We start from the raw sequence: 17,567 nt of genomic DNA, 5'->3' as shown, positions 1-17,567 counted from the left end.
CAGCCACCGCCAGGCCCGTAAGGAGCGCGACGTGCCGTCCACCCGACTACGTCCCTCAGCCCGACTCACCCCGGTGATCGCCGCCGTGGTGCTGTTGCCGTCCGCGATCGCCGCGGCCGCCACCACCCAGGCCGCCGATGTCCTGCTGTCGCAGGGAAAGCCGGTTGCCACTTCGACGATCGAAAGCTCGTCGTACACCGGTGCCAAGGCCGTCGACGGCAGCACCACCACCCGCTGGGCCAGCGCCGAAGGCGCCGACCCGCAGTGGCTGCGGATCGACCTCGGCCAGTCCGCGAGCATCCACCGCGTCGTCCTCAACTGGGAAGCCGCCTACGCGAAGAAGTACCGCATCGAGGTGTCCGACGACGGCACGTCGTTCACCACGGCCGCGACGGTCGACACCGGCGACGGCAAGATCGACGACCTCGGCGGCCTGACCGCCCGCGGCCGCTTCGTGCGCTTCGTCGGCCTCACCCGCGGCACCAGCTACGGCTACTCCTTCTGGGAGATGCAGGTCTTCGGCAGCACGGACTCCTCCGGCGACACACAGGCCCCGACCACCCCGGCCGGCCTCGCCGCGGGCACGGCGACCGCCACGAGCGTCCCCCTGACCTGGGGTGCCGCCACCGACAACGTCGGCGTCACCGGGTACGACATCCTCCGCAACGGCACGGCCGTCGCCACCAGCGCGACGACGTCCTACACCGACACCGGGCTCACTCCGGCCACGAGCTACACCTACGCCGTCCGCGCCCGCGACGCCGCGGGGAACGCCTCGCCCGCGAGCACGCCGATCACGATCAAGACCGCGGCCGGAAGCGCGGGATTCGTCCTCGCCGCGGCCGGCGACATCGCCGAACAATGCACCGCGAGCAGTTCCGGCTGCGTCCACCCCAAGACCGCGAAGCTCGTCGAGAACATGAACCCCGCGGCCGTGATCACCATGGGCGACAACCAGTACGACGAGCCCACCCTGTCGGACTTCAAGAACTACTACGACAAGACCTGGGGCAAGTTCAAGAACATCACCCACCCGGTCCCAGGCAACCACGAGTCCTACAGCGGGTTCACCGGCTACGACCAGTACTTCGGCGCCATCGCCAAGCCGCAGGGCAAGCGCTACTACAGCTGGGAAATGGGCAACTGGCACTTCATCGCCCTCGACTCCAACGACTTCGTGACCCACGACGAGTTCGCCGAGCCGCCCCAGATCACCTGGCTGAAGCAGGACCTCGCCGACAACACGAAGAGCTGCGTCGCCGCCTACTACCACCACCCGCGGTGGAGCTCGGGTGACCACGGTGACAACAAGGACAGCATCGAGCTGTGGAACCTGATGGTGGCCAACAAGGTCGACCTCGTCCTCAACGGCCACGACCACGACTACGAGCGGTTCGTGCCGCAGAACGCCGACGGGAAGGCCGACGCAAACGGTCCGGTCGAGATCGTCGGCGGCAGCGGAGGCGCCAACCTGTACGACCTGAGCCCGGCGCACGCGACGACCGCCAAGCTGCTGAAGACCTTCGGCGTCCTGAAGCTCTCGATGACGGACACCTCGTTCCAGACGCAGCTCATCGGCGTCGACGGCAAGGTCCTCGACAGCAGCCCGACCTACACCTGCCACCAGTAGGCGCGGGCATGTACATCGCGGCAAGCCGTACCTCGGACCTGGCTTCCGGGACCGACCGCAAGCCGGCGCTGAAGCGGGTGTCCGCCAACGTGGTGGCGCTCGGGATGGTCAGCCTGGTCACCGACGTCTCGTCGGAGATGGTCACCGCCGTCCTCCCGCTCTACCTGGTGCTCGGCCTCGGCCTGAACCCGCTGCAGTTCGGGCTGCTCGACGGCCTCTACGCGGGCGCCACCGCGGTCGTGCGGGTGCTCGGCGGGCACCTCGCCGACCGGTGGCGGCGGCTCAAGGCCGTCGCCGGGTTCGGGTACGGCTTGTCCGCGGTGTGCAAGCTCGGCCTGGTCGCGGCCGGCTCGTCGGTCGCGGCCATCGGCCTGGTCCTCGCCGCCGACCGCACCGGCAAGGGGTTGCGCACCGGCCCGCGTGACGCGCTGATCTCGCTCAGCAGCGAGCCGGCGGCCCTCGGCCGGTCGTTCGGGGTGCACCGGGCGATGGACACCGTCGGCGCGTTCCTCGGCCCGCTGGTGGCGATGGCGGTGCTCGCGCTGAGCCTCGGCAGCTACCCGAGCGTGTTCGTCACCAGCTTCTGCATCGCGGCCGTCGCCGTGCTGCTGCTGGCCCTGTTCGTCCGCGACCGGCCCGGCAGCGCCGACCGCGCGGCGGTGTCCGCCAGAGCCGCGCTCGGTCTCCTCAAGCAGCAGGACTTCCGGCGCGTCGCGCTCTGGGCGGCCCTGCTGGGACTGGTGACGGTCGGCGACTCGTTCGTCTACCTCGTCCTGCAGCGGCGCTGGGAGATCGCGGCGACGTACTTCCCGCTGCTGCCGCTGGGTACCGCCGGGGTCTACCTGCTGCTGGCCGTGCCGCTCGGCAAGCTCGCCGACCGCGCCGGCCGCTGGCCGGTGTTCCTCGGCGGGCACGCGGCACTGTGCCTGGCCCTGGTGCTGCTCTGCGGCCCGCAGGCGGGGCTGTGGCTCGCCGTGGTCGCGCTCGGCCTGCACGGGGTGTTCTACGCGGCCACCGACGGCGTCCTGATGGCCGCCGCCGGCCCGCTCATCCCGGCCGGCCTGCGCGCCACCGGGCTGGCCGTCGTGCAGACGGGCCAGGCCGTGGCCCGGATGCTCTCCTCCGTCCTCTTCGGACTGGCGTGGACGCTGTGGGATCTGCGGCCCGCGGTGCTCGTCGCCGCGGCCTGCCTGGCCGCTGTCGCCATCGCCGCCGCCCTCGCGAAACCGGTGCGCCCGTGAAGAAACTCGTCCTCGCCCTCACCGGCACGGCCCTCCTGGTCGCCGCGGCCGTCACGTACACGGTCAGCGCGCGGCACGGCACCGCGGCCGCCGAACCCGCCGCCGCGTTGACCCTCGCGCCCGGGCAGCTGCTGTTCCGCGACACCGCCACCGGCCGCGTCGGCGCCGTCCCGCTCGGCGAAACCACGGCGAAACCTCAGCTCAGCGACCTGAAGTGCGACCGGTTCGCGGTGGCGGGCCAGACGGCGGTGTGCCTGGCGGTCCGGCCCGGCACCCTCCCGGCGATCACGGACGTCCTCGTCCTCGACGACCACCTCGCCGTCCGCCACACCGAAACAGTGCCCGGCACCCCGAGCCGCGCGCGTGTCTCACCCGACGGCAAGCGCGTCGACTGGACGCTGTTCGTCACCGGCGATTCCTATGCGCAGACCGGCTTCTCGACCCGCGCCGGGCTCTACGAGGCCGACACCGGACGGCTGGTCAAGACGATCGAGGAGCTCCCGGTGTTCATCGGCGACGAGCGGTACTTCGCGGCCGACGTCAACTACTGGGGCATCACCTTCGCCGCCGACGGCAACCGCTTCTACGCCACCCTCGGCAGCAAGGGCAAGACGTACCTCGTCGAAGCCGACTACCGGCGCTACCGCGGGAAGACCCTGCGCGAGAACGTCGAATGCCCCTCGCTGTCCCCGGACGGCCAGCGGATCGCGTTCAAGAAGAAGGTCGGCGACGGCGCCTGGCGGCTGGCCGTCCTGGACCTCGCGAGCATGCGGGAGACCGAGCTCGCCGAGACCCGCAGCGTCGACGACCAAGCCCTTTGGCAGGACGACCGGACGATCCTGTACGGGCTCGACAACGCGGTCTGGGCGGTTCCGGCGGACGGCTCCGGCGCGCCGCGGCGGCTGGTCGGCGGGGCAGCGTCGCCGGCGGTCACGGGGTGAGGTCCACCGGCTTCACGCTGCGGCCGCGGGCCCGGGACCGCGCGGCCGCCACGGCGACCGCGAAACAGACCAGCTGCTCCGGGATCCGGAACCAGAGCGGCACGTCCGCGGCGTGGACGTTGGCCGGGAGCAAGCAGGCGAACAGCGCGGCCAGGCACCACCCGGCGGCCACCCGCGTCCGTTCGAGGACGAGCCCGAGCGCGCCGAGCAGCTCCAGCACACCGGTGGCGGACACGACCGCCGAGGGGAACGGCACGAACGGCGGCACCATGGCCACGAGGTCGTCGTGGCCGGGCATGAACCCGAGCCCGCTCGGCACGAAGTGCGCGGACGCCGTCACCACGAGCATCACCGCGAGCCCGTGCGCGGCGGCCACTCGCCACGAAGGGAACCGCAGCCGGAACAGCAGGCTCGCCACCACGAGAACGCCGAGGATCATGACGTGATGTCCAGGCTGAGGCCGTCGCCCACGACGGTCATCGACTCGAGTCGCGTGACCGGGCCGCGGACGATCTCCAACCGGGCGTCGCCCACCGTGAACACCGATGCGGCCGCCGCGCCGAGCAGCCGCGCGTAGCGGTCCACGATGGCGTCGAAGTCGGCGTCCGTCGCCGAGATCCGGACCGCGGCCAGGGACCGGGCACCGTTCGGGTGCTCGCCACCCCGCGTGTACTCCCGCGTGAGGTGCTGGGCGACGCCGATGTACCCCTCCGGCGTCGAGCGCGGATCGAGGTGCACCGCCCGTGCCCGCAGCGTCCGCCCGCCCTCGACGTTCCGCTCCAGATCCAGGACGCCGGAAGCCGGGATGCCCGGCACGGACAGGGACGCGGCATCGGGCGTCTCGAAGTTGAGGATCCGGAAGCCGGTGCCCATTTCGCGGGCGTGCCAGGGGGCCGGCGCGGTGTCGTCGACGATGCCCAGCAGCTCGATGTAGGCGTTGCCGAGGTAGACGCACTGGTTGGCGGTGCAGCTCGGCATCGGCGGCGACCCGGGGGAAGCGCTGAGCAGGTGCCGCGAGCGCGGGCTCACCGTGAACCCGAGCGCGGCGTACCGGGCGGCGAGGCCGTCGAGGTCGCGGGTCACGACACCCATGTGGTGAAAGCCGGTGATGGTCATGGGCCGAGCCTGGCCCGGCGGCCCGGGCCGGAGCCCGTGGCGGACGGCGCGACGCCGGAATCCGGCACGCTCCTATCCTGGCCGGGTGGAATCCGTCAGCCTCGACGACCTGGACCGGCGGCTCCTGCACGCCCTCCAGCTGGACGCGAGGGTGCCGTTCAGCCGGATCGCCGAAGTCCTCGCCGTCTCCGACCGCACCGTCGTCCGCCGCTTCACCCGGCTCCGCGAAGCCGGGGCCGTGCGGGTCAGCGCGGTGTCCCGGGGACCCGCCGAGTGGCTCGTCCGGCTGCGCGTCCGCCCGCACGGCGCCGCCGCGCTCGCCCGGGCCCTGGCCGAGCGCACCGACACCGCGTGGGTGACACTCCTGTCCGGGGACACCGAGATCGCGTGCCTGCTCCGCACGTCCGGTGCGCTGGGCGAGCTGAGCCGGCACCCGCACGTCACCGACGTCCGCGCGCAGCAGCTCCTGCGGTCGCTCATGGACGGCTGGTGGCCGGGCCGGACTTCGGCGCTCACGGCGGAGCAGATCGCCGCACTGCGGGAGCCGGGCCCCGGACGGTCCGAACTGGAGCCGGCCGACCTCGACCGGCGCCTGCTGCCCGCCCTCGCCGCCGACGGCCGGGCGCCGTACGCCGACCTCGCCGGGCGCGTCGGCTGGTCCGAGTCCGCGGTGCGCCGCCGCCTCGACGAGCTGCGCCGCGCCGGTCACCTGCGGTTCCACGTCGAGGTCGACCCCGCGCTGTACGGCTACCGGACCCAGGGCCTGCTGTGGCTTTCCGTCGCGCCGAAGCACCTCGCGAAGGTCGCCGACGAGCTGGCCGCGGACGCCCGGACCGCGCACGTCGCCGCGACCACGGGCAGCCACAACCTCCTCGCCGTGCTGGTCTGCCGGGACGCGGACGACCTGTACGGCTACCTCACCGACCGCGTCGGCGCCCTCCCGGGCGTCCAGGGCATCGAGACGGCGACCGTCGGCTCGTACACCAAGCGGTTCGCGCCCGCTCAGGACTCCAGGTAACGCAGCTGGGCGCCCTTCCCGCGCTCGAAGCCCTCCCGGCCGGCCAAGTGCTCGGGCACGCCGACCTCCCACCAGGCACCGGCTTCGGTCCACGCCGACGGCTGCGTCTTCACCACGACGACCGCCGGCCGCTGCTCCGAGACGGCCGATTCGCGGGCCGAAGCGTAGGCAGAACGCAGGGAGTCCACATCGGACGCGGTGAACACCACGCACCCCAGCGACTCCGCATGGCGCGCGAAGTCGACCCGCGGCGGCGAAACGTGCGAAGTCGTGCAGTCGGCGTAGAAGTTGTTGAACGGCTTCCCGCCCTGACCCTCCTGCAGCCGCGCGATCACCGCGTACCCGTCGTTGTCGCAGACGACGGCGACGAACGGGTGACCGGCGAACGCGGCCGAGAACAGCTCCGAATTCAGCATCAGGTACGAGCCGTCACCCAGCAGCGTCGTCACCAGGCCGGGGTGGGCGATCGCCGCGCCCCACGCTCCGGACAGCTCGTAGCCCATGCAGGAAAACCCGTACTCGACGTCCATCGAGACCGAGCCGGACCCACGCCAGCCGCCGATGAGCTCGCCCGGTAGCCCGCCGGACGCCGTCATGACGTAGTCGTCGGCCGCCGACAGGTCGTTGACCACGCCGACGACCTGCGCGTACGACGGGAGCTCCGCGGCTGCGGAACGGAGTGCATCGATGTGCGCGTCCCACGAAGCCCGTTCGGCCGCGGCCCGGGACGTCCACGCCGGGTCCACCCGCCAGCTTTCCAGCTGGACGGCGAGGTCCGTCAGGCCCGCGTCCGCGTCCCCGACCACCGACAGCGCGCCGTGCTTGACCGCGTCGAACCGGGCCGCGTTGAGCGACACCAGCCGGACGTCGGGGGAGAAGACCGTCCAGGACGCCGTCGTGAAGTCCTGCAGCCGCGTCCCGACCGCAAGCACGACGTCCGCGGCCGCCGCGACGACGTTCGCCGACGTCGAGCCGGTGATGCCCAGCGGACCCGCGTGCAGCGGATGCCCGTGCGGCACCAGCGTCCGGCCCGCCGTTGTCTCCACGAGCGGGATCCCGTGCCGCTCGGCGAACTCGAGCGCGCGCTGCCCGGCACCGGAGTACCGGACGCCCCCGCCGAGCACCATCAGCGGGCGGCGGGCGGCACGCAGCACCCCGGCCGCCTCGGTGACCGAGCGCCGGTCCGGGCGCGGGCGCTGCGGGCGGTGCGTCACCGGCTCGAACAGCGCGTCCGGGAAGTCGTACGTCTCGGCCTGGACGTCCTGCGGCAGCGCCAGCGTCACCGGCCCGGCGTCGGCGGGGTCCGTCAGCACCCGGGCGACCTGCGGCAACGTCGAAATCAGCTGCTCGGGCCTGCTGATCCGGTCGAAGTAGCGCGAGACCGCGCGGAAGGCGTCGTTCACCGTCGCGGTCGCGTCGCCGAACGGCTCGATCTGCTGCAGCACCGGATCCGGCGCCCGGTTGGTGAACGTGTCGCCCGGCAGCAGCAGCACCGGCAGCCGGTTCGCGTGCGCGACGCCGGCCGCGGTCACCATGTTCAGCGCGCCCGGCCCGATCGACGACGTCACGACGCCGACCTGCCGCCGGTGCGTGGCCTTCGCGTACCCGACCGCGGCGAGCGCCATGCCCTGCTCGGTGTGCCCGCGCCAGACCGGGATGTCCCCGCGGTGTTCCTCCAGCGCGGTGCCGAGGCCGAGGACGTTGCCGTGCCCGAAGATCGCGAACACCCCCGGGAACAGCGGAACCTCGCGTCCGTCCAGGGTTTCCGAGCGCTGGGCGAGGATCCAGCGGACCAGCGCCTGAGCCGTCGTCAGCTTCACTGCACACGCCCTTCGTGACTCGTGACCGGACACCGTGGGTCGAGATCCTGCGCCGCCCACGTGTCGCGGACCCAGCCGTGCGCCGGGTCGTCGCAGAACGCCATGGACCGCTCCTCGGCCGGCCCGGCCAGGACGTTCAGGTAGTACATCGGGTAGCCCGGCGCGGCCACGCACGGCCCGTGGTAGCCGCGGGGGATGAGGAAGACGTCGTGGTCGCGCACGGCGACGTCCTCGTCCAGCTCGCCGTCGGCGGTGTACGTCCGGTGCAGGCCGAAGCCTTCGCGGGACGGCGTGACGCCGTCGCGGCCGGCGATGCGGAAGTAGTAGATCTCCTCGTTGACGACCTCGCACTCGGTCGCTTCGTCGTGCTTGTGCGGCGGGTACGACGACCAGTTGCCGCCCGGCGTGATCAGCTCGCAGGCGTTGAGCTTGTCGGCGTGGTCCCACACCCCGGGCACGCCGAAGTTGGTCACCTGCCGCGTCGCCTGTCCGGCGCCACGCACCTCGACCGGGACGTTCTCCGCGGGACCGTACGCAGGTGAGAGACGGCGGGTGCAGCGCGCCATCGGCAGCGCGACCTCGAGACCGTCCTTTGTCGACAACTCGACTTCGGCCTCCCGGGGTACGTACGCGAAGTCCGTCACCCGGGTGAAGACCGAAGACCGCCCGGCCAGCTCGAAGGCCTCGCCGTCCACCCGGACGGTCGCGGAACCGGAAAGCGGCAGCACGAAGGCCTCGAACTCGCCGGTGTGCAGGATCCGCACTTCGCCGGGGGCCAGCGAGAGCACCCGCAGCCCGGAGTACCGCCACCCCGCGGTGTCCGGGGTCAGCCGGACCGGGTCGGCGTCGTCGGACAGTGTCCCGAGTGGACGGTGCAGCTTGCTCACTTCGCGGCCTCCAGTGTCTTTGCGGCGGCTTCGACAGCAGCCCTGGCGTTTCCGCCGAGCTGGGTGTGGCCCACGACCGCGCCCGGGTTCGTGGCGCGGGTGTGCAGGAGCTCCGTCCGGCGCTCGTCGGAGAGCATCACAGCAGCTCCTCGATCTCCCCGGCGGTCGGCATGGCGTCGGCGCAGGCCAGCCGGGACGCGACGAGCGCGCCCGCCGCGTTCGCGTACTCCGCGATCCGCACCGGGTCCCAGCCCGACAGGAGCCCGTGGATCAGCGCCCCGCCGAAGCCGTCGCCCGCGCCGAGCCCGCAGACGACCTCGACCCGCTGCGGCGACACGGTCCAGCGGCCGTCCGGAGTCGCCACGAGGACTCCTTCGGCGCCCTTCTTGATCACCGCCAGGCGCAGCCCCCGGTCCAGCATCCGGTCCGCGGCGGTGTCCGGGTCCGCGGTGCCGACGGCGACCTCCACCTCGGCGCGGTTCCCGACCGCGACCGTGACGTGGTCGAGCATCCCGCCGATCTCGGTTCGCGCGCCGGCGACGTCAGGCCAGAACATCGGCCGGTAGTCCAGGTCCAGGACGGTGTGTTCCCGGCGGCCCCGGGCTTCGAGGATCTTCCGCTGGGTCGCCCGCGCCGGTTCCGCGGAGACGCCGGTGCCGGTCACCCACAGCAGCGGCACCGACTCGACGACGTCCCACGGCACGTCGTCGTCGGTGAGCGTGAGGTCGGGCGCGATGGGGGAGCGGTAGAACAGCAGCGGCGGGTCCGCGGGCGGGTTCAGCTCGCAGAACACCACCGGCGTCTGGAGGTGTGGCGACGTACCGACGTGCGCCGAAGACACGCCGAAGCCTTCCAGTGCCTGCCGGACGTAGTCGCCGAAGCCGTCCGGGCCGACCTTGGTGAGCACCGCCGTGCGCCGGCCGAGCCGCGCGGCGGCGACCGCGACGTTGGTCGCGGTCCCGCCGAGCGACTTGGCGAACGTGCTGACCTCGGCCAGGGGCACGCCGCTCTGCTCGGGGTAGAGGTCGACGCCCACCCGGCCGATCGTCAGCGCTTCGAGACTCACGCCTTCTCCACCTGCCGCAGCTCGTGTTCGAGGGCTTCCAGCTCGGCTCCGCCCGCCATCTGCCGGGTGAGCTCGCCGATGTCGATCTCGGACTTCTCGTAGTGCCCGAGCGCGGCACCGCGCTTGAGCAGCAGGAACCGGTCGGCGACGGGGTAGGCGTGGTGCGGGTTGTGCGTGATCAGCACGACGCCGAGCCCGCGGTCACGGGCCTGGGCGACGTACTTCAGCACGACTCCGGCCTGCTTGACGCCCAACGCGGCCGTCGGCTCGTCCAGGATCAGCACCTTCGCGCCGAAGTACACCGCCCGCGCAATCGCGACGCACTGGCGCTCACCGCCCGAGAGCGTCCCCACCGGCTGCTCGACGTCCCGCAGGTCGATGCCCATGTCGGACAACGCCTTCTTCGTCGTCTCGCGGCCCTTCTTCCGGTCCAGCATCTTGAACGGGCCGAACCCGGTCGTCGGCTCGGAGCCGAGGAAGAAGTTCCGCCAGACGCTCATCAGCGGCACCACGGCGAGGTCCTGGTAGACGGTCGCGATGCCGCGATCGAGTGCCTCTCGCGGCGACGAGAACCGCACGGGCTCGCCCTCGACGAGGAATTCGCCCCGGTCGTGCTGGTGCACCCCGGCCAGGATCTTGATCAGCGTCGACTTCCCCGCGCCGTTGTCGCCGAGCACGCAGGTCACCTCGCCCGCGTTGACCACAGTGGACACATCGCGCAGCGCGATCACGCTGCCGTAGGTCTTCCCGATGTCCTTCACTTCCAGCAAGCTCATCGGCGTACCCTCTCCGCGCGGCGCCGGAAGGCGTTGTTGACCAGGACCGCGGCCAGCAGCATGACGCCGAGGAACAGCATGAACCAGTCGCTGTTCCACTGCGCGAACACGATGCCCTGGCGCGCCATGCCGAAGATCAGCGCGCCGATCGCCGCGCCCACCGCCGAGCCGAACCCGCCGGTGAGCAGGCAGCCGCCGATCACCGCGGCGATGATGTACTGGAACTCCAGCCCGATGCCCTGGTTCGCCTGCACGCTGGCGAAGCGCAGGATGTTGATCGAGCCGACCAGCCACGCGCCGAGCGCGGTGCCCATGAACAGCAGGATCTTCGTGCGCACCACCGGCACCCCGACCGAGCGGGCCGACACCTGCGACCCGCCGACCGCGAAGATCCAGTTGCCGAACCGGGTCCGCACCAGCAGCCACGCGGCGATCGCCGTGACGACGATCCACCAGACGATCGAGGACTGGAACTCCGTGCCGCCGATGTCGAACGTGGACGCGAACAGCCCGCCCGCCGACTCGTAGCCGCTGGTCGAGCGCATGCCCGACACCTGGACGGTGTTGGTGACCAGCCGCGTCACGCCGAGGTTGAGCCCCTGCAGGGCCAGGAACGACCCCAACGTGACGATGAAGCTGGGCAGCCCGGTCTTCATCACCAGCCACCCGTTGAACGCGCCGACACCGAGCGCGAAGACCAGTGACGCGGCCAGCGCGAGCCAGACGTTCCAGCCCGCCTGCGTCGCCAGGATCGCCGTGACCAGCGACGTCGACGCGGTCATCACCCCCGCGGACAGGTCGAACTCGCCGCCGACCATGAGCAGCGCGACCACGACGGCCATGATGCCCAGGGTCGAGGAGTCGTCGAGCCAGGTCGCCACGCCCAGCGGGCTGAGGAACTGGCCGGTGACGACGGAGAAGAAGACGAACACCAGCACCGCGCCGAGGAGCGCGCCGATCTCGGGCCGGACCACCAATCGGTCGGTCAGGCTCTTCTTGGCGACGCGCTCGTCGGGTTGGGCCTGGATCCCACCGGCCGTTGGGGGGTCCAGGGGGGCTTGGCCCCCGGCCGGGGTCTGGGGCTCGGCCCCAGAAGACGCTGCGGTCATCGCGTGCCGCGCTGCGCGTACGGGGCGATCGTGTCGATGTTGGTCTTGTCGACGAAGCCCGGGCCGGTCTGGACCGGCTTGCCGCCGCCGATGGTGTTGCCGTTCTCCTTGTACAGCTTCAGGAACACGATCGGCAGGTAACCCTGCTCGTACTGCTGCTGGTCGACGGCGAAGAGGATGCTGCCGTCCTTGATGGCCGCGACGACGTCGGCGTTCAGGTCGAAGGTGGCCACCTGGGCCTTGGAGCTCGCTTCCTTCGCCGCGGCGACGGCGCGGGCCGCGACCTGCGAGTTCAGCGCCAGCACGGCGTCGATCGACGGGTCGGACTGCAGTGCGCCGCGGATCCGGGCCTGCGCGTCGGTCGGGTTGGAGATGTCGACCTGCAGCGTCGTGACGTTGCCGAAGGACTGCTTCGCGCCGTCGCAGCGCTGGTTCTGGCCGATGTTGCCGGCCTCGTGGATGACGCACAGCAGCTTGGTCTTGCCGGCCGCCTTGAGCCGCTGGCCGGCGCCCTGGCCCGCGAGGCCTTCGCTCTGCCCGACGTGCGCGATCGCGCCGAACTGGGCGCTGAAGTCCTCGCCGGAGTTGATGGTGACGACCGGGATGCCGGCCTTCACCGCGTTCTGGATCGACGTCTGCAGCGCCTGCGGGTTGGCCATCGAGACGACCAGGCCGCCGACCTTCTGCGCGACCGCGTTGTCGATCAGCCGGGCCTGGTTGCCGGGGTCGCCGTCGGAGAAGTAGTCGACACCGACGTTGAGGTCCTTGGCCGCCTGCTCGGCGCCGTTCTTCACGACGTTCCAGAAGGCGTCGCCGGCGCTGCCGTGGGTGACCACGGCGACCTTCAGCGGGCCACCCGTGCCGGGCGCCGCGGCCGACGGGCTGCCGCTGGCACTGGTGTTCGAGTTGTCGGCCGTCGGGCCGCTGCAGGCGGAGAGGACCAGCCCGGCGGCGGCGATCGCCGCCACGCCGGCCAGCTTCTTGAAGGAAAACACAGTCACTCCTTTGGGACCAGGTTTCTAGAGGGAGTCGGTGATCTTCGCGAGGTGGGCCAGGCTGCGCTCGGTGTCCCGCCGGGGTACGTCGTCGGGGCTCGCGTCACCGAGGGCGGTGTCCTGTTCGAGGACGTACCAGCCGTCGTAGCCGGCGGCCTGGACGGAGCGCACCATGGCGGCCACGTCCACGTCGCCCTCGCCGAGCGGGGTGTACATGCCCCGCCCGACCGCGTCGGTGTAGGCGAGCCGGCCCGCGCGGACCTCGGCCGCCAGGTCTTCCCGGACGTCCTTGAGATGCACGTGCCCCACCCGTTCGGGATACCGCTTCGCCAGCTCCACCGGATCCGTCCCGCCGATCATCAGGTGCCCGGTGTCGAGGCACAACCCGAGCTCGGAGTCGGCGAGGAAGCGCTCGACCTCGGCCTGCTGCTCCACGTGCGTCCCGACGTGCGGGTGCAGCACCGTGCGCAGGCCGTGGGCCGCCGCGATGTCCCGGATCTTGCCCGCAGTGTCGACGAGGGTCGCCCATTCGGTGTCGGTGAGCCGCGGGCGGTCGTCGTAGCCGTCGAGGCCGGTCGCGGCGGCGAGGACGAGGACGTCACCCCCGCAGGCGGCGAAGAGCGCGGCGGATTCTTCCGCTTCCTTGAGAGCATTCTCCTGGTTTTCGTGGAGGACGACCGCGAGGAAGCCGCCGACGAGTGTCAGGTCGTAGCCGGCCAGCAGCTCCCGCAGCTCGGCGGGGTCGCGCGGGAGGTACCCGGGCGGGCCCAGCTCGGTGGCCTGGACACCGAGCGCCGCCATCTCGCCGAGCACGGTCGCCGCGTCCAGCACCCGGCCCCAGCCCGGGACTTCGCAGACGCCCCAGGAGATCGGGGCGGCGGCCACGCGGATCGTCGCTGTCACAGGGGGCCTCCGTCGGTCCGTTGGAGCGCTCTATTGATTAGAGCGCTCTAATCTTGTAGCGTCCGTCACAGCAAGTCAAGGCTGAGTTTTCCGAGATCAGGGGAGGTGCGCATGGCGCGTCCGACCATGGAGGACGTCGCGGAACGGGCCGGAGTTTCCCGCGCACTGGTCTCCCTGGTGATGCGGAATTCACCCAAGGTGTCCGACGCGCGGCGCGCGGCGGTGCTGCGCGCGGCCGAAGAACTCGGCTACCAGCCGCACGTGATGGCGCGGTCCCTGGCCAGCCGGACGTCCACCGTGCTCGGCGTGATGGTCAACGACCTGCGCAACGCCTTCTTCGCCGACGTCGTCGAGGGGCTCGACGCCGCCGCACAGGCCGCGGGCTTCGACCTGATCCTCAACACGGGCGGCCGCAGTCCCACCCGCGAGTGGAACGCCCTGCACAACCTGCTTTCCTTCCGCCCGGCGGGGATCATCCTGCTTTCGCCGGTCGTTCCGGCGGCGTCGATCCGGATCGCGGCCAAGCAGTGCCCGGTCGTGCTGGTCTCGCGGACGATCCGCTCGGCCACGGTGGACACGGTGAACGACGACGGCGAGGCCGGGTCCGCGCTAGCCGTCGACCACCTCGTCCGCCTCGGGCACCGGCGCATCGCCCACCTGGACGGCGGGGGTGCGGCCGGGGCGGCCCAGCGGCGCCGCGGGTTCCAGTCGGCGATGCGGCGGCACGGGCTGGAGCCGATCGTCGTCCGCAGCGAGCACACCGACACCGGCGGCGAGAAGGCGGTGCGCGAACTGCTGGCGACGTACTCGCGGCTCGACCTGCCGACCGGGCTGGTGGCGGGCAACGACTTCAACGCCGTCGGGGCGATCTCGGCGCTGGAGGAAGCCGGGCTGCGGGTGCCCGAGGACGTCTCGGTCGTCGGCTACGACAACACGTCCTTGGCCGCGCTGCGGCACCTCTCACTGACCACAGTGGACCAGCCACGCACCGAGATGGGGCGGCTGGCCTTCGAAGCGCTGATCGAGCGCGTCCGCGGGGAGCGCACGGAGCCGGTCCGGCACCTGCTGCACCCGTCCTTGGTGGTCCGGGCGACCACCGCCGAGTTTCTGATCCGGCCCAAAGCAGGCCGACCTCCGAGCGGCACGTAATCGTTGCTGCGAAGTCATTCGGCCGTGGCTGTGGCCGGATCGGAAACCATCAGCACAGTCTGCGACAGGAGGAGCACCACGATGAGGTTGGGATTGGCGGGCACCGGCCGGATCGGTACCGCGCACGCGGAGACGCTGAAGGGCTTCGAGGAGGTCGAATCGGTCGTCGTGGCCGATGTCGACACCGCGCGTGCCGCTTCCGCCGCCGCGAAGCTCGGCGTCGAATCGGTGTCCCTCGACGAGCTGTTCGCCGCGGGTCTCGACGGATTGGTCGTCACGGCGGCCACGGACGCGCACCCCGGCCTGATCATCGCGGCGGTCGACGCGGGCCTCCCGGTGTTCTGCGAGAAGCCGGTGGCCGCGGACATCCCGGGCACCCTGGCGGTGATCGACCGCATCGGCGCCTCGGACGTCGCGGTCCAGATCGGCTTCCAGCGCCGCTTCGACGCGGGCTACGCGGCGGCCCGGGCGGCGGTCGCGTCCGGCGAGCTGGGCCGGCTGCACACCTTGCGCGCGACGACGTTCGACCCGGCGCCCCCGCCGGCGGAGTACGTGGCCCACTCGGGCGGCTTGTTCCGCGACTGCGGCGTGCACGACTTCGACATCATCCGCTGGGTGAGCGGCCGCGAGGTCGACGAGGTGTACGCGATCGGCGCGAACCGCGGCGAGCAGTTCTTCCGCGACGCGGGCGACGTCGACACGGCGGCGGCGACGCTGACCCTGGACGACGGCACGCTGGCGACGGTGTCGCTGACCCGCTACAACGGCGCGGGGTACGACGTGCGCCTCGACGTGCTGGGTTCGGTGTCGGGCGTGGTGGTCGGCCTGGACGACCGGGCCCCGCTGCGGTCGGTGGAGCCGGGGGTGGCCCCGCTGCCGGGCCCGGCGTACCCGGGCTTCATGGAGCGCTTCCGCCCGGCGTACACGACAGAACTGCGAGCGTTCCTGGACGTCGTCGCGGGCCGGGCACCTTCGCCCTGTGGGGCGGCGGACGCGTTGGAGGCGTTCTACATCGCCGAGGCCTGCGAGGTGTCGAGGAGGGAACGGCGTCCGGTGAAGCTGGCGGAGGTCCGCCGGTAGCCGGAACCCACGCCGGTCGCGGGGCGGAGGGCCTTCGGCGAAATGCGCTCGCGCCGCACGCGGATCGACGCGAAACTGCGAGCGTGACCCGCCTGACGCCGCTGGACGAGGCCGCCTTGGCGCGGCTTCTCGAAGCTGCCGAGGCCGGAGCCGATCCTCGGGAAGTGATGCCCCCGGTCGAGGGGCCACCGGGCTGGACTTCCGTGCGCCGCGCCGCGTTCCTGGCGTTCCACCGCGCCCGCTCGCTGAACCCGGCGACGGCGGTGGAACGCACCTGGGTGATCGACGTCGACGGAACCGCGGTCGGCGCGGCCCGCCTGGAGCGCCACGGCGAGGCAGTCGAGGCGGGCATCTGGCTGAGCAGGGCCGCCCGCGGCCGGGGGATCGGCAAGCAGGTGACGGCGTTGCTGCTGGCCGAGGCCCGCGCGACCGGCGCGGCGAGCTTCATCGCCTCCACGACCGCCGACAACCGCGGCGCGCGGGCACTGCTGGGCGGGATCGGCGCCAACCTCACCACCGAGGGGGACGAGGTCGCCGCCGTCCTCCCGCTCAGGCCGTGACCCGCCAGTGCTCCACGATCCGGCCGTTGCGCAGCCGCTCGATCTGCATCTGCCGCGCCGGTTCCGGGCCGAAGCCGTGGACCAGCAGGTGCGCGGCCACGAAGTCCCCGTCCGCCAGCAGGTGGATCTCCTCGAAGCGCAGGTCCGGCGCCTGCCGCCGCAGGTCCTCCACGATGGGCTTCAGCCCCGCCGGCCCGCGTGGCAGGTCCGGCAGGCTCGGGCTGTGGTTGACGTACTCGGGGTCGATCAGCTCGTCGAACGCGTCGAGGTCGCCGCGGTTGAAGGCGTCCAGGTAGCGGCGGATGACATCGATGGTGGTCATGGCGCCCAGGCAACCAGCGTCCTGGCCCGAACGGAAATACGCCATTTATGCTGAAGGCGTATGAATGGGTTCGAGGCTTTCGTCGCGGTCGCCGAGGAGCTGCACTTCGGCCGCGCCGCCGACCGGCTGGGGGTCAGCCAGCCGACGCTCTCGCGGGCCGTCGGCGGGCTCGAACGCGCGCTCGGCGTGACGCTCTTCGCACGCACCACCCGCCGCGTCGCCCTGACCCCCGAAGGTGAGGCGATGCTGCCCGACGCTCGTACCGCCGTCGACGCCGCCCGAGCCGCGCGGCGACGGGCCCGGCGGGCCGGGTCGCTGGTCGTCGTGTCCAAACCGGACGGTGACGCCGGCCTTCTGCCCGGGATCCTCGAAGGACTCGGCGAACCCGTCCAGTTGCTCTTCGCGACCACGGGCGACGAGGCCGCAGGCATGCTCCGCGACGGTCGCGGTGACGTCGCGCTCGTGGCCGCGCCCTTCGACCGCACCGGGCTCGACGTCGAGCAGGTCCACGCCGAACCGCGCGTCGCCGCTCAGCCGCGTGGCCGGGAAGCGACGACGCTGGCGGCAGTCCTCGCCCTCCCGGCCGTCACGTGGCCCGGCGTCGACGAGCGCCTCGACGCCTACTACCGCGCCCGCGACCCCGGGACCCTCGCCCGGCTGACCGATCCGCCGCCCGCCACCGCCGGGCGGGCGGCGAAGGACCTCGCCGAGGCGCTGCGGCTGGTCGAACTCGGCCGTGCGGTGACGTTCCTGCCGCGATCGGTGGCCCGCCGCTACCCCCGCGAAGGCATCGCCTACCGCGAGCTGGACGGGCTCAGCGAAGCGCGGCTGCAAGTGGCCTGGCCGTCGACGTCCCGATCGCCGCGGGGGGGCGGCGGCGGGCGGGCGGCCCCCCGCCCCCCCAAACACAGGAGAGCAGCAGCACCCGGGGGGACAACAACAAACAAAGGGGCA

General features: G+C 72.1%; 19 protein-coding genes. 8 read left to right on the top strand and 11 right to left on the bottom strand.

Features of this window, described 5'->3' with window-relative positions; genetic code table 11:
* Positions 1 to 73 precede the first annotated feature (73 nt).
* Genes ACFVYA_RS23600 through ACFVYA_RS23590 form a run of 3 tightly spaced genes read left to right on the top strand, consistent with a single transcriptional unit; the run spans position 74 to position 3,812 of the window.
* A complete protein-coding gene (locus ACFVYA_RS23600; protein ID WP_387048010.1) occupies positions 74 to 1,630 on the top strand; it encodes a discoidin domain-containing protein in 1,557 nt (518 codons plus the stop codon).
* Positions 1,631 to 1,638: 8 nt separating this feature from the next.
* On the top strand, positions 1,639 to 2,871 hold the full coding sequence (locus ACFVYA_RS23595; protein ID WP_387047926.1) for an MFS transporter: 1,233 nt from the start codon (positions 1,639 to 1,641) through the stop codon (positions 2,869 to 2,871).
* Positions 2,868 to 3,812, top strand: a complete 945-nt coding sequence (locus ACFVYA_RS23590; RefSeq protein WP_387047924.1) for a hypothetical protein — start codon at positions 2,868 to 2,870, stop codon at positions 3,810 to 3,812. The genes ACFVYA_RS23595 and ACFVYA_RS23590 overlap by 4 nt, the downstream gene beginning before the upstream one ends.
* On the opposite strand, the gene ACFVYA_RS23585 is transcribed toward ACFVYA_RS23590, so the two are convergent.
* On the bottom strand, positions 3,802 to 4,251 hold the full coding sequence (locus ACFVYA_RS23585; protein WP_387047922.1) for a hypothetical protein: 450 nt from the start codon (positions 4,249 to 4,251) through the stop codon (positions 3,802 to 3,804). The two genes, ACFVYA_RS23590 and ACFVYA_RS23585, sit on opposite strands and share 11 nt — an antisense overlap.
* Positions 4,248 to 4,928 carry a VOC family protein gene (locus ACFVYA_RS23580; RefSeq protein ID WP_387047920.1) on the bottom strand — a complete coding sequence of 227 codons (681 nt, stop codon included), beginning with the start codon at positions 4,926 to 4,928 and terminating at the stop codon, positions 4,248 to 4,250. Before ACFVYA_RS23580 ends, ACFVYA_RS23585 begins: the two co-directional genes overlap by 4 nt.
* A gap of 85 nt (positions 4,929 to 5,013) precedes the next feature.
* On the opposite strand from ACFVYA_RS23580, the gene ACFVYA_RS23575 reads away from it, so the two are divergent.
* Entirely contained in the window at positions 5,014 to 5,946 is a 933-nt protein-coding gene (locus tag ACFVYA_RS23575) for an Lrp/AsnC family transcriptional regulator (protein WP_387047918.1), read from the top strand.
* On the opposite strand, the gene iolD is transcribed toward ACFVYA_RS23575, so the two are convergent.
* From iolD to ACFVYA_RS23535, 8 genes are all read right to left on the bottom strand, one after another.
* On the bottom strand, positions 5,931 to 7,766 hold the full coding sequence (gene iolD / locus ACFVYA_RS23570) for a 3D-(3,5/4)-trihydroxycyclohexane-1,2-dione acylhydrolase (decyclizing) (RefSeq protein WP_387047916.1): 1,836 nt from the start codon (positions 7,764 to 7,766) through the stop codon (positions 5,931 to 5,933). The genes ACFVYA_RS23575 and iolD overlap by 16 nt on opposite strands.
* The gene (iolB, locus tag ACFVYA_RS23565) at positions 7,763 to 8,653 is read right to left on the bottom strand and encodes a 5-deoxy-glucuronate isomerase (protein WP_387047915.1); all 891 of its coding nucleotides are present in this window, start codon (positions 8,651 to 8,653) and stop codon (positions 7,763 to 7,765) included. Before iolB ends, iolD begins: the two co-directional genes overlap by 4 nt.
* Positions 8,650 to 8,790, bottom strand: a complete 141-nt coding sequence (locus tag ACFVYA_RS23560; protein WP_387047913.1) for a hypothetical protein — start codon at positions 8,788 to 8,790, stop codon at positions 8,650 to 8,652. The genes iolB and ACFVYA_RS23560 overlap by 4 nt, the downstream gene beginning before the upstream one ends.
* A complete protein-coding gene (gene iolC / locus ACFVYA_RS23555) occupies positions 8,790 to 9,719 on the bottom strand; it encodes a 5-dehydro-2-deoxygluconokinase (RefSeq protein ID WP_387047911.1) in 930 nt (309 codons plus the stop codon). Before iolC ends, ACFVYA_RS23560 begins: the two co-directional genes overlap by 1 nt.
* Positions 9,716 to 10,495 (bottom strand): ATP-binding cassette domain-containing protein, encoded by a 780-nt coding sequence (locus tag ACFVYA_RS23550; protein WP_387047909.1) that lies wholly within the window; start codon positions 10,493 to 10,495, stop codon positions 9,716 to 9,718. The genes iolC and ACFVYA_RS23550 overlap by 4 nt, the downstream gene beginning before the upstream one ends.
* A complete protein-coding gene (locus ACFVYA_RS23545; RefSeq protein ID WP_387048008.1) occupies positions 10,492 to 11,433 on the bottom strand; it encodes an ABC transporter permease in 942 nt (313 codons plus the stop codon). The genes ACFVYA_RS23550 and ACFVYA_RS23545 overlap by 4 nt, the downstream gene beginning before the upstream one ends.
* A 167-nt stretch (positions 11,434 to 11,600) precedes the next feature.
* The gene (locus tag ACFVYA_RS23540; RefSeq protein ID WP_387047907.1) at positions 11,601 to 12,599 is read right to left on the bottom strand and encodes a sugar ABC transporter substrate-binding protein; all 999 of its coding nucleotides are present in this window, start codon (positions 12,597 to 12,599) and stop codon (positions 11,601 to 11,603) included.
* Between the two features lie 24 nt (positions 12,600 to 12,623).
* Positions 12,624 to 13,502, bottom strand: a complete 879-nt coding sequence (locus ACFVYA_RS23535; RefSeq protein WP_387047905.1) for a TIM barrel protein — start codon at positions 13,500 to 13,502, stop codon at positions 12,624 to 12,626.
* A gap of 111 nt (positions 13,503 to 13,613) precedes the next feature.
* Here ACFVYA_RS23535 and ACFVYA_RS23530 point away from each other — a divergent pair, with 111 nt between their 5' ends.
* The 3 genes from ACFVYA_RS23530 (at position 13,614) to ACFVYA_RS23520 (ending at position 16,291) form a co-directional block, all read left to right on the top strand.
* Positions 13,614 to 14,651 carry a LacI family DNA-binding transcriptional regulator gene (locus ACFVYA_RS23530; RefSeq protein WP_387047903.1) on the top strand — a complete coding sequence of 346 codons (1,038 nt, stop codon included), beginning with the start codon at positions 13,614 to 13,616 and terminating at the stop codon, positions 14,649 to 14,651.
* An 81-nt stretch (positions 14,652 to 14,732) separates the two neighbouring features.
* Positions 14,733 to 15,731 carry a Gfo/Idh/MocA family oxidoreductase gene (locus ACFVYA_RS23525; RefSeq protein ID WP_387047901.1) on the top strand — a complete coding sequence of 333 codons (999 nt, stop codon included), beginning with the start codon at positions 14,733 to 14,735 and terminating at the stop codon, positions 15,729 to 15,731.
* Between the two features lie 83 nt (positions 15,732 to 15,814).
* Complete coding sequence (locus tag ACFVYA_RS23520; RefSeq protein ID WP_387047899.1) at positions 15,815 to 16,291, top strand: GNAT family N-acetyltransferase; 477 nt, start codon at positions 15,815 to 15,817, stop codon at positions 16,289 to 16,291.
* On the opposite strand, the gene ACFVYA_RS23515 is transcribed toward ACFVYA_RS23520, so the two are convergent.
* On the bottom strand, positions 16,281 to 16,613 hold the full coding sequence (locus tag ACFVYA_RS23515; protein ID WP_285989180.1) for an ester cyclase: 333 nt from the start codon (positions 16,611 to 16,613) through the stop codon (positions 16,281 to 16,283). The two genes, ACFVYA_RS23520 and ACFVYA_RS23515, sit on opposite strands and share 11 nt — an antisense overlap.
* Before the next feature lie 60 nt (positions 16,614 to 16,673).
* Between ACFVYA_RS23515 and ACFVYA_RS23510 the strand changes: the two genes are divergently transcribed.
* The coding region (locus tag ACFVYA_RS23510; protein ID WP_387047897.1) for a LysR family transcriptional regulator at positions 16,674 to 17,567 on the top strand (894 nt) is incomplete at its 3' end.

Origin of the sequence: Amycolatopsis sp. NPDC058278 (genome assembly GCF_042881395.1) — a bacterium.
Lineage (GTDB): Bacteria > Actinomycetota > Actinomycetes > Mycobacteriales > Pseudonocardiaceae > Amycolatopsis.
This window is presented reverse-complemented; position numbering and strand designations above follow the sequence as displayed.

What these genes read in the sequence shown, in the direction of transcription:
- ACFVYA_RS23595 (WP_387047926.1), top strand. Translation starts at nt 1,639, where the DNA reads ATGTACATCGCGGCAAGCCGTACCTCGGACCTGGCTTCCGGGACCGAC.
- ACFVYA_RS23585 (WP_387047922.1), bottom strand. Translation starts at nt 4,251, where the DNA reads ATGATCCTCGGCGTTCTCGTGGTGGCGAGCCTGCTGTTCCGGCTGCGG.
- ACFVYA_RS23580 (WP_387047920.1), bottom strand. Translation starts at nt 4,928, where the DNA reads ATGACCATCACCGGCTTTCACCACATGGGTGTCGTGACCCGCGACCTC.
- ACFVYA_RS23560 (WP_387047913.1), bottom strand. Translation starts at nt 8,790, where the DNA reads ATGCTCTCCGACGAGCGCCGGACGGAGCTCCTGCACACCCGCGCCACG.
- ACFVYA_RS23550 (WP_387047909.1), bottom strand. Translation starts at nt 10,495, where the DNA reads ATGAGCTTGCTGGAAGTGAAGGACATCGGGAAGACCTACGGCAGCGTG.
- ACFVYA_RS23530 (WP_387047903.1), top strand. Translation starts at nt 13,614, where the DNA reads ATGGCGCGTCCGACCATGGAGGACGTCGCGGAACGGGCCGGAGTTTCC.
- ACFVYA_RS23525 (WP_387047901.1), top strand. Translation starts at nt 14,733, where the DNA reads ATGAGGTTGGGATTGGCGGGCACCGGCCGGATCGGTACCGCGCACGCG.
- ACFVYA_RS23515 (WP_285989180.1), bottom strand. Translation starts at nt 16,613, where the DNA reads ATGACCACCATCGATGTCATCCGCCGCTACCTGGACGCCTTCAACCGC.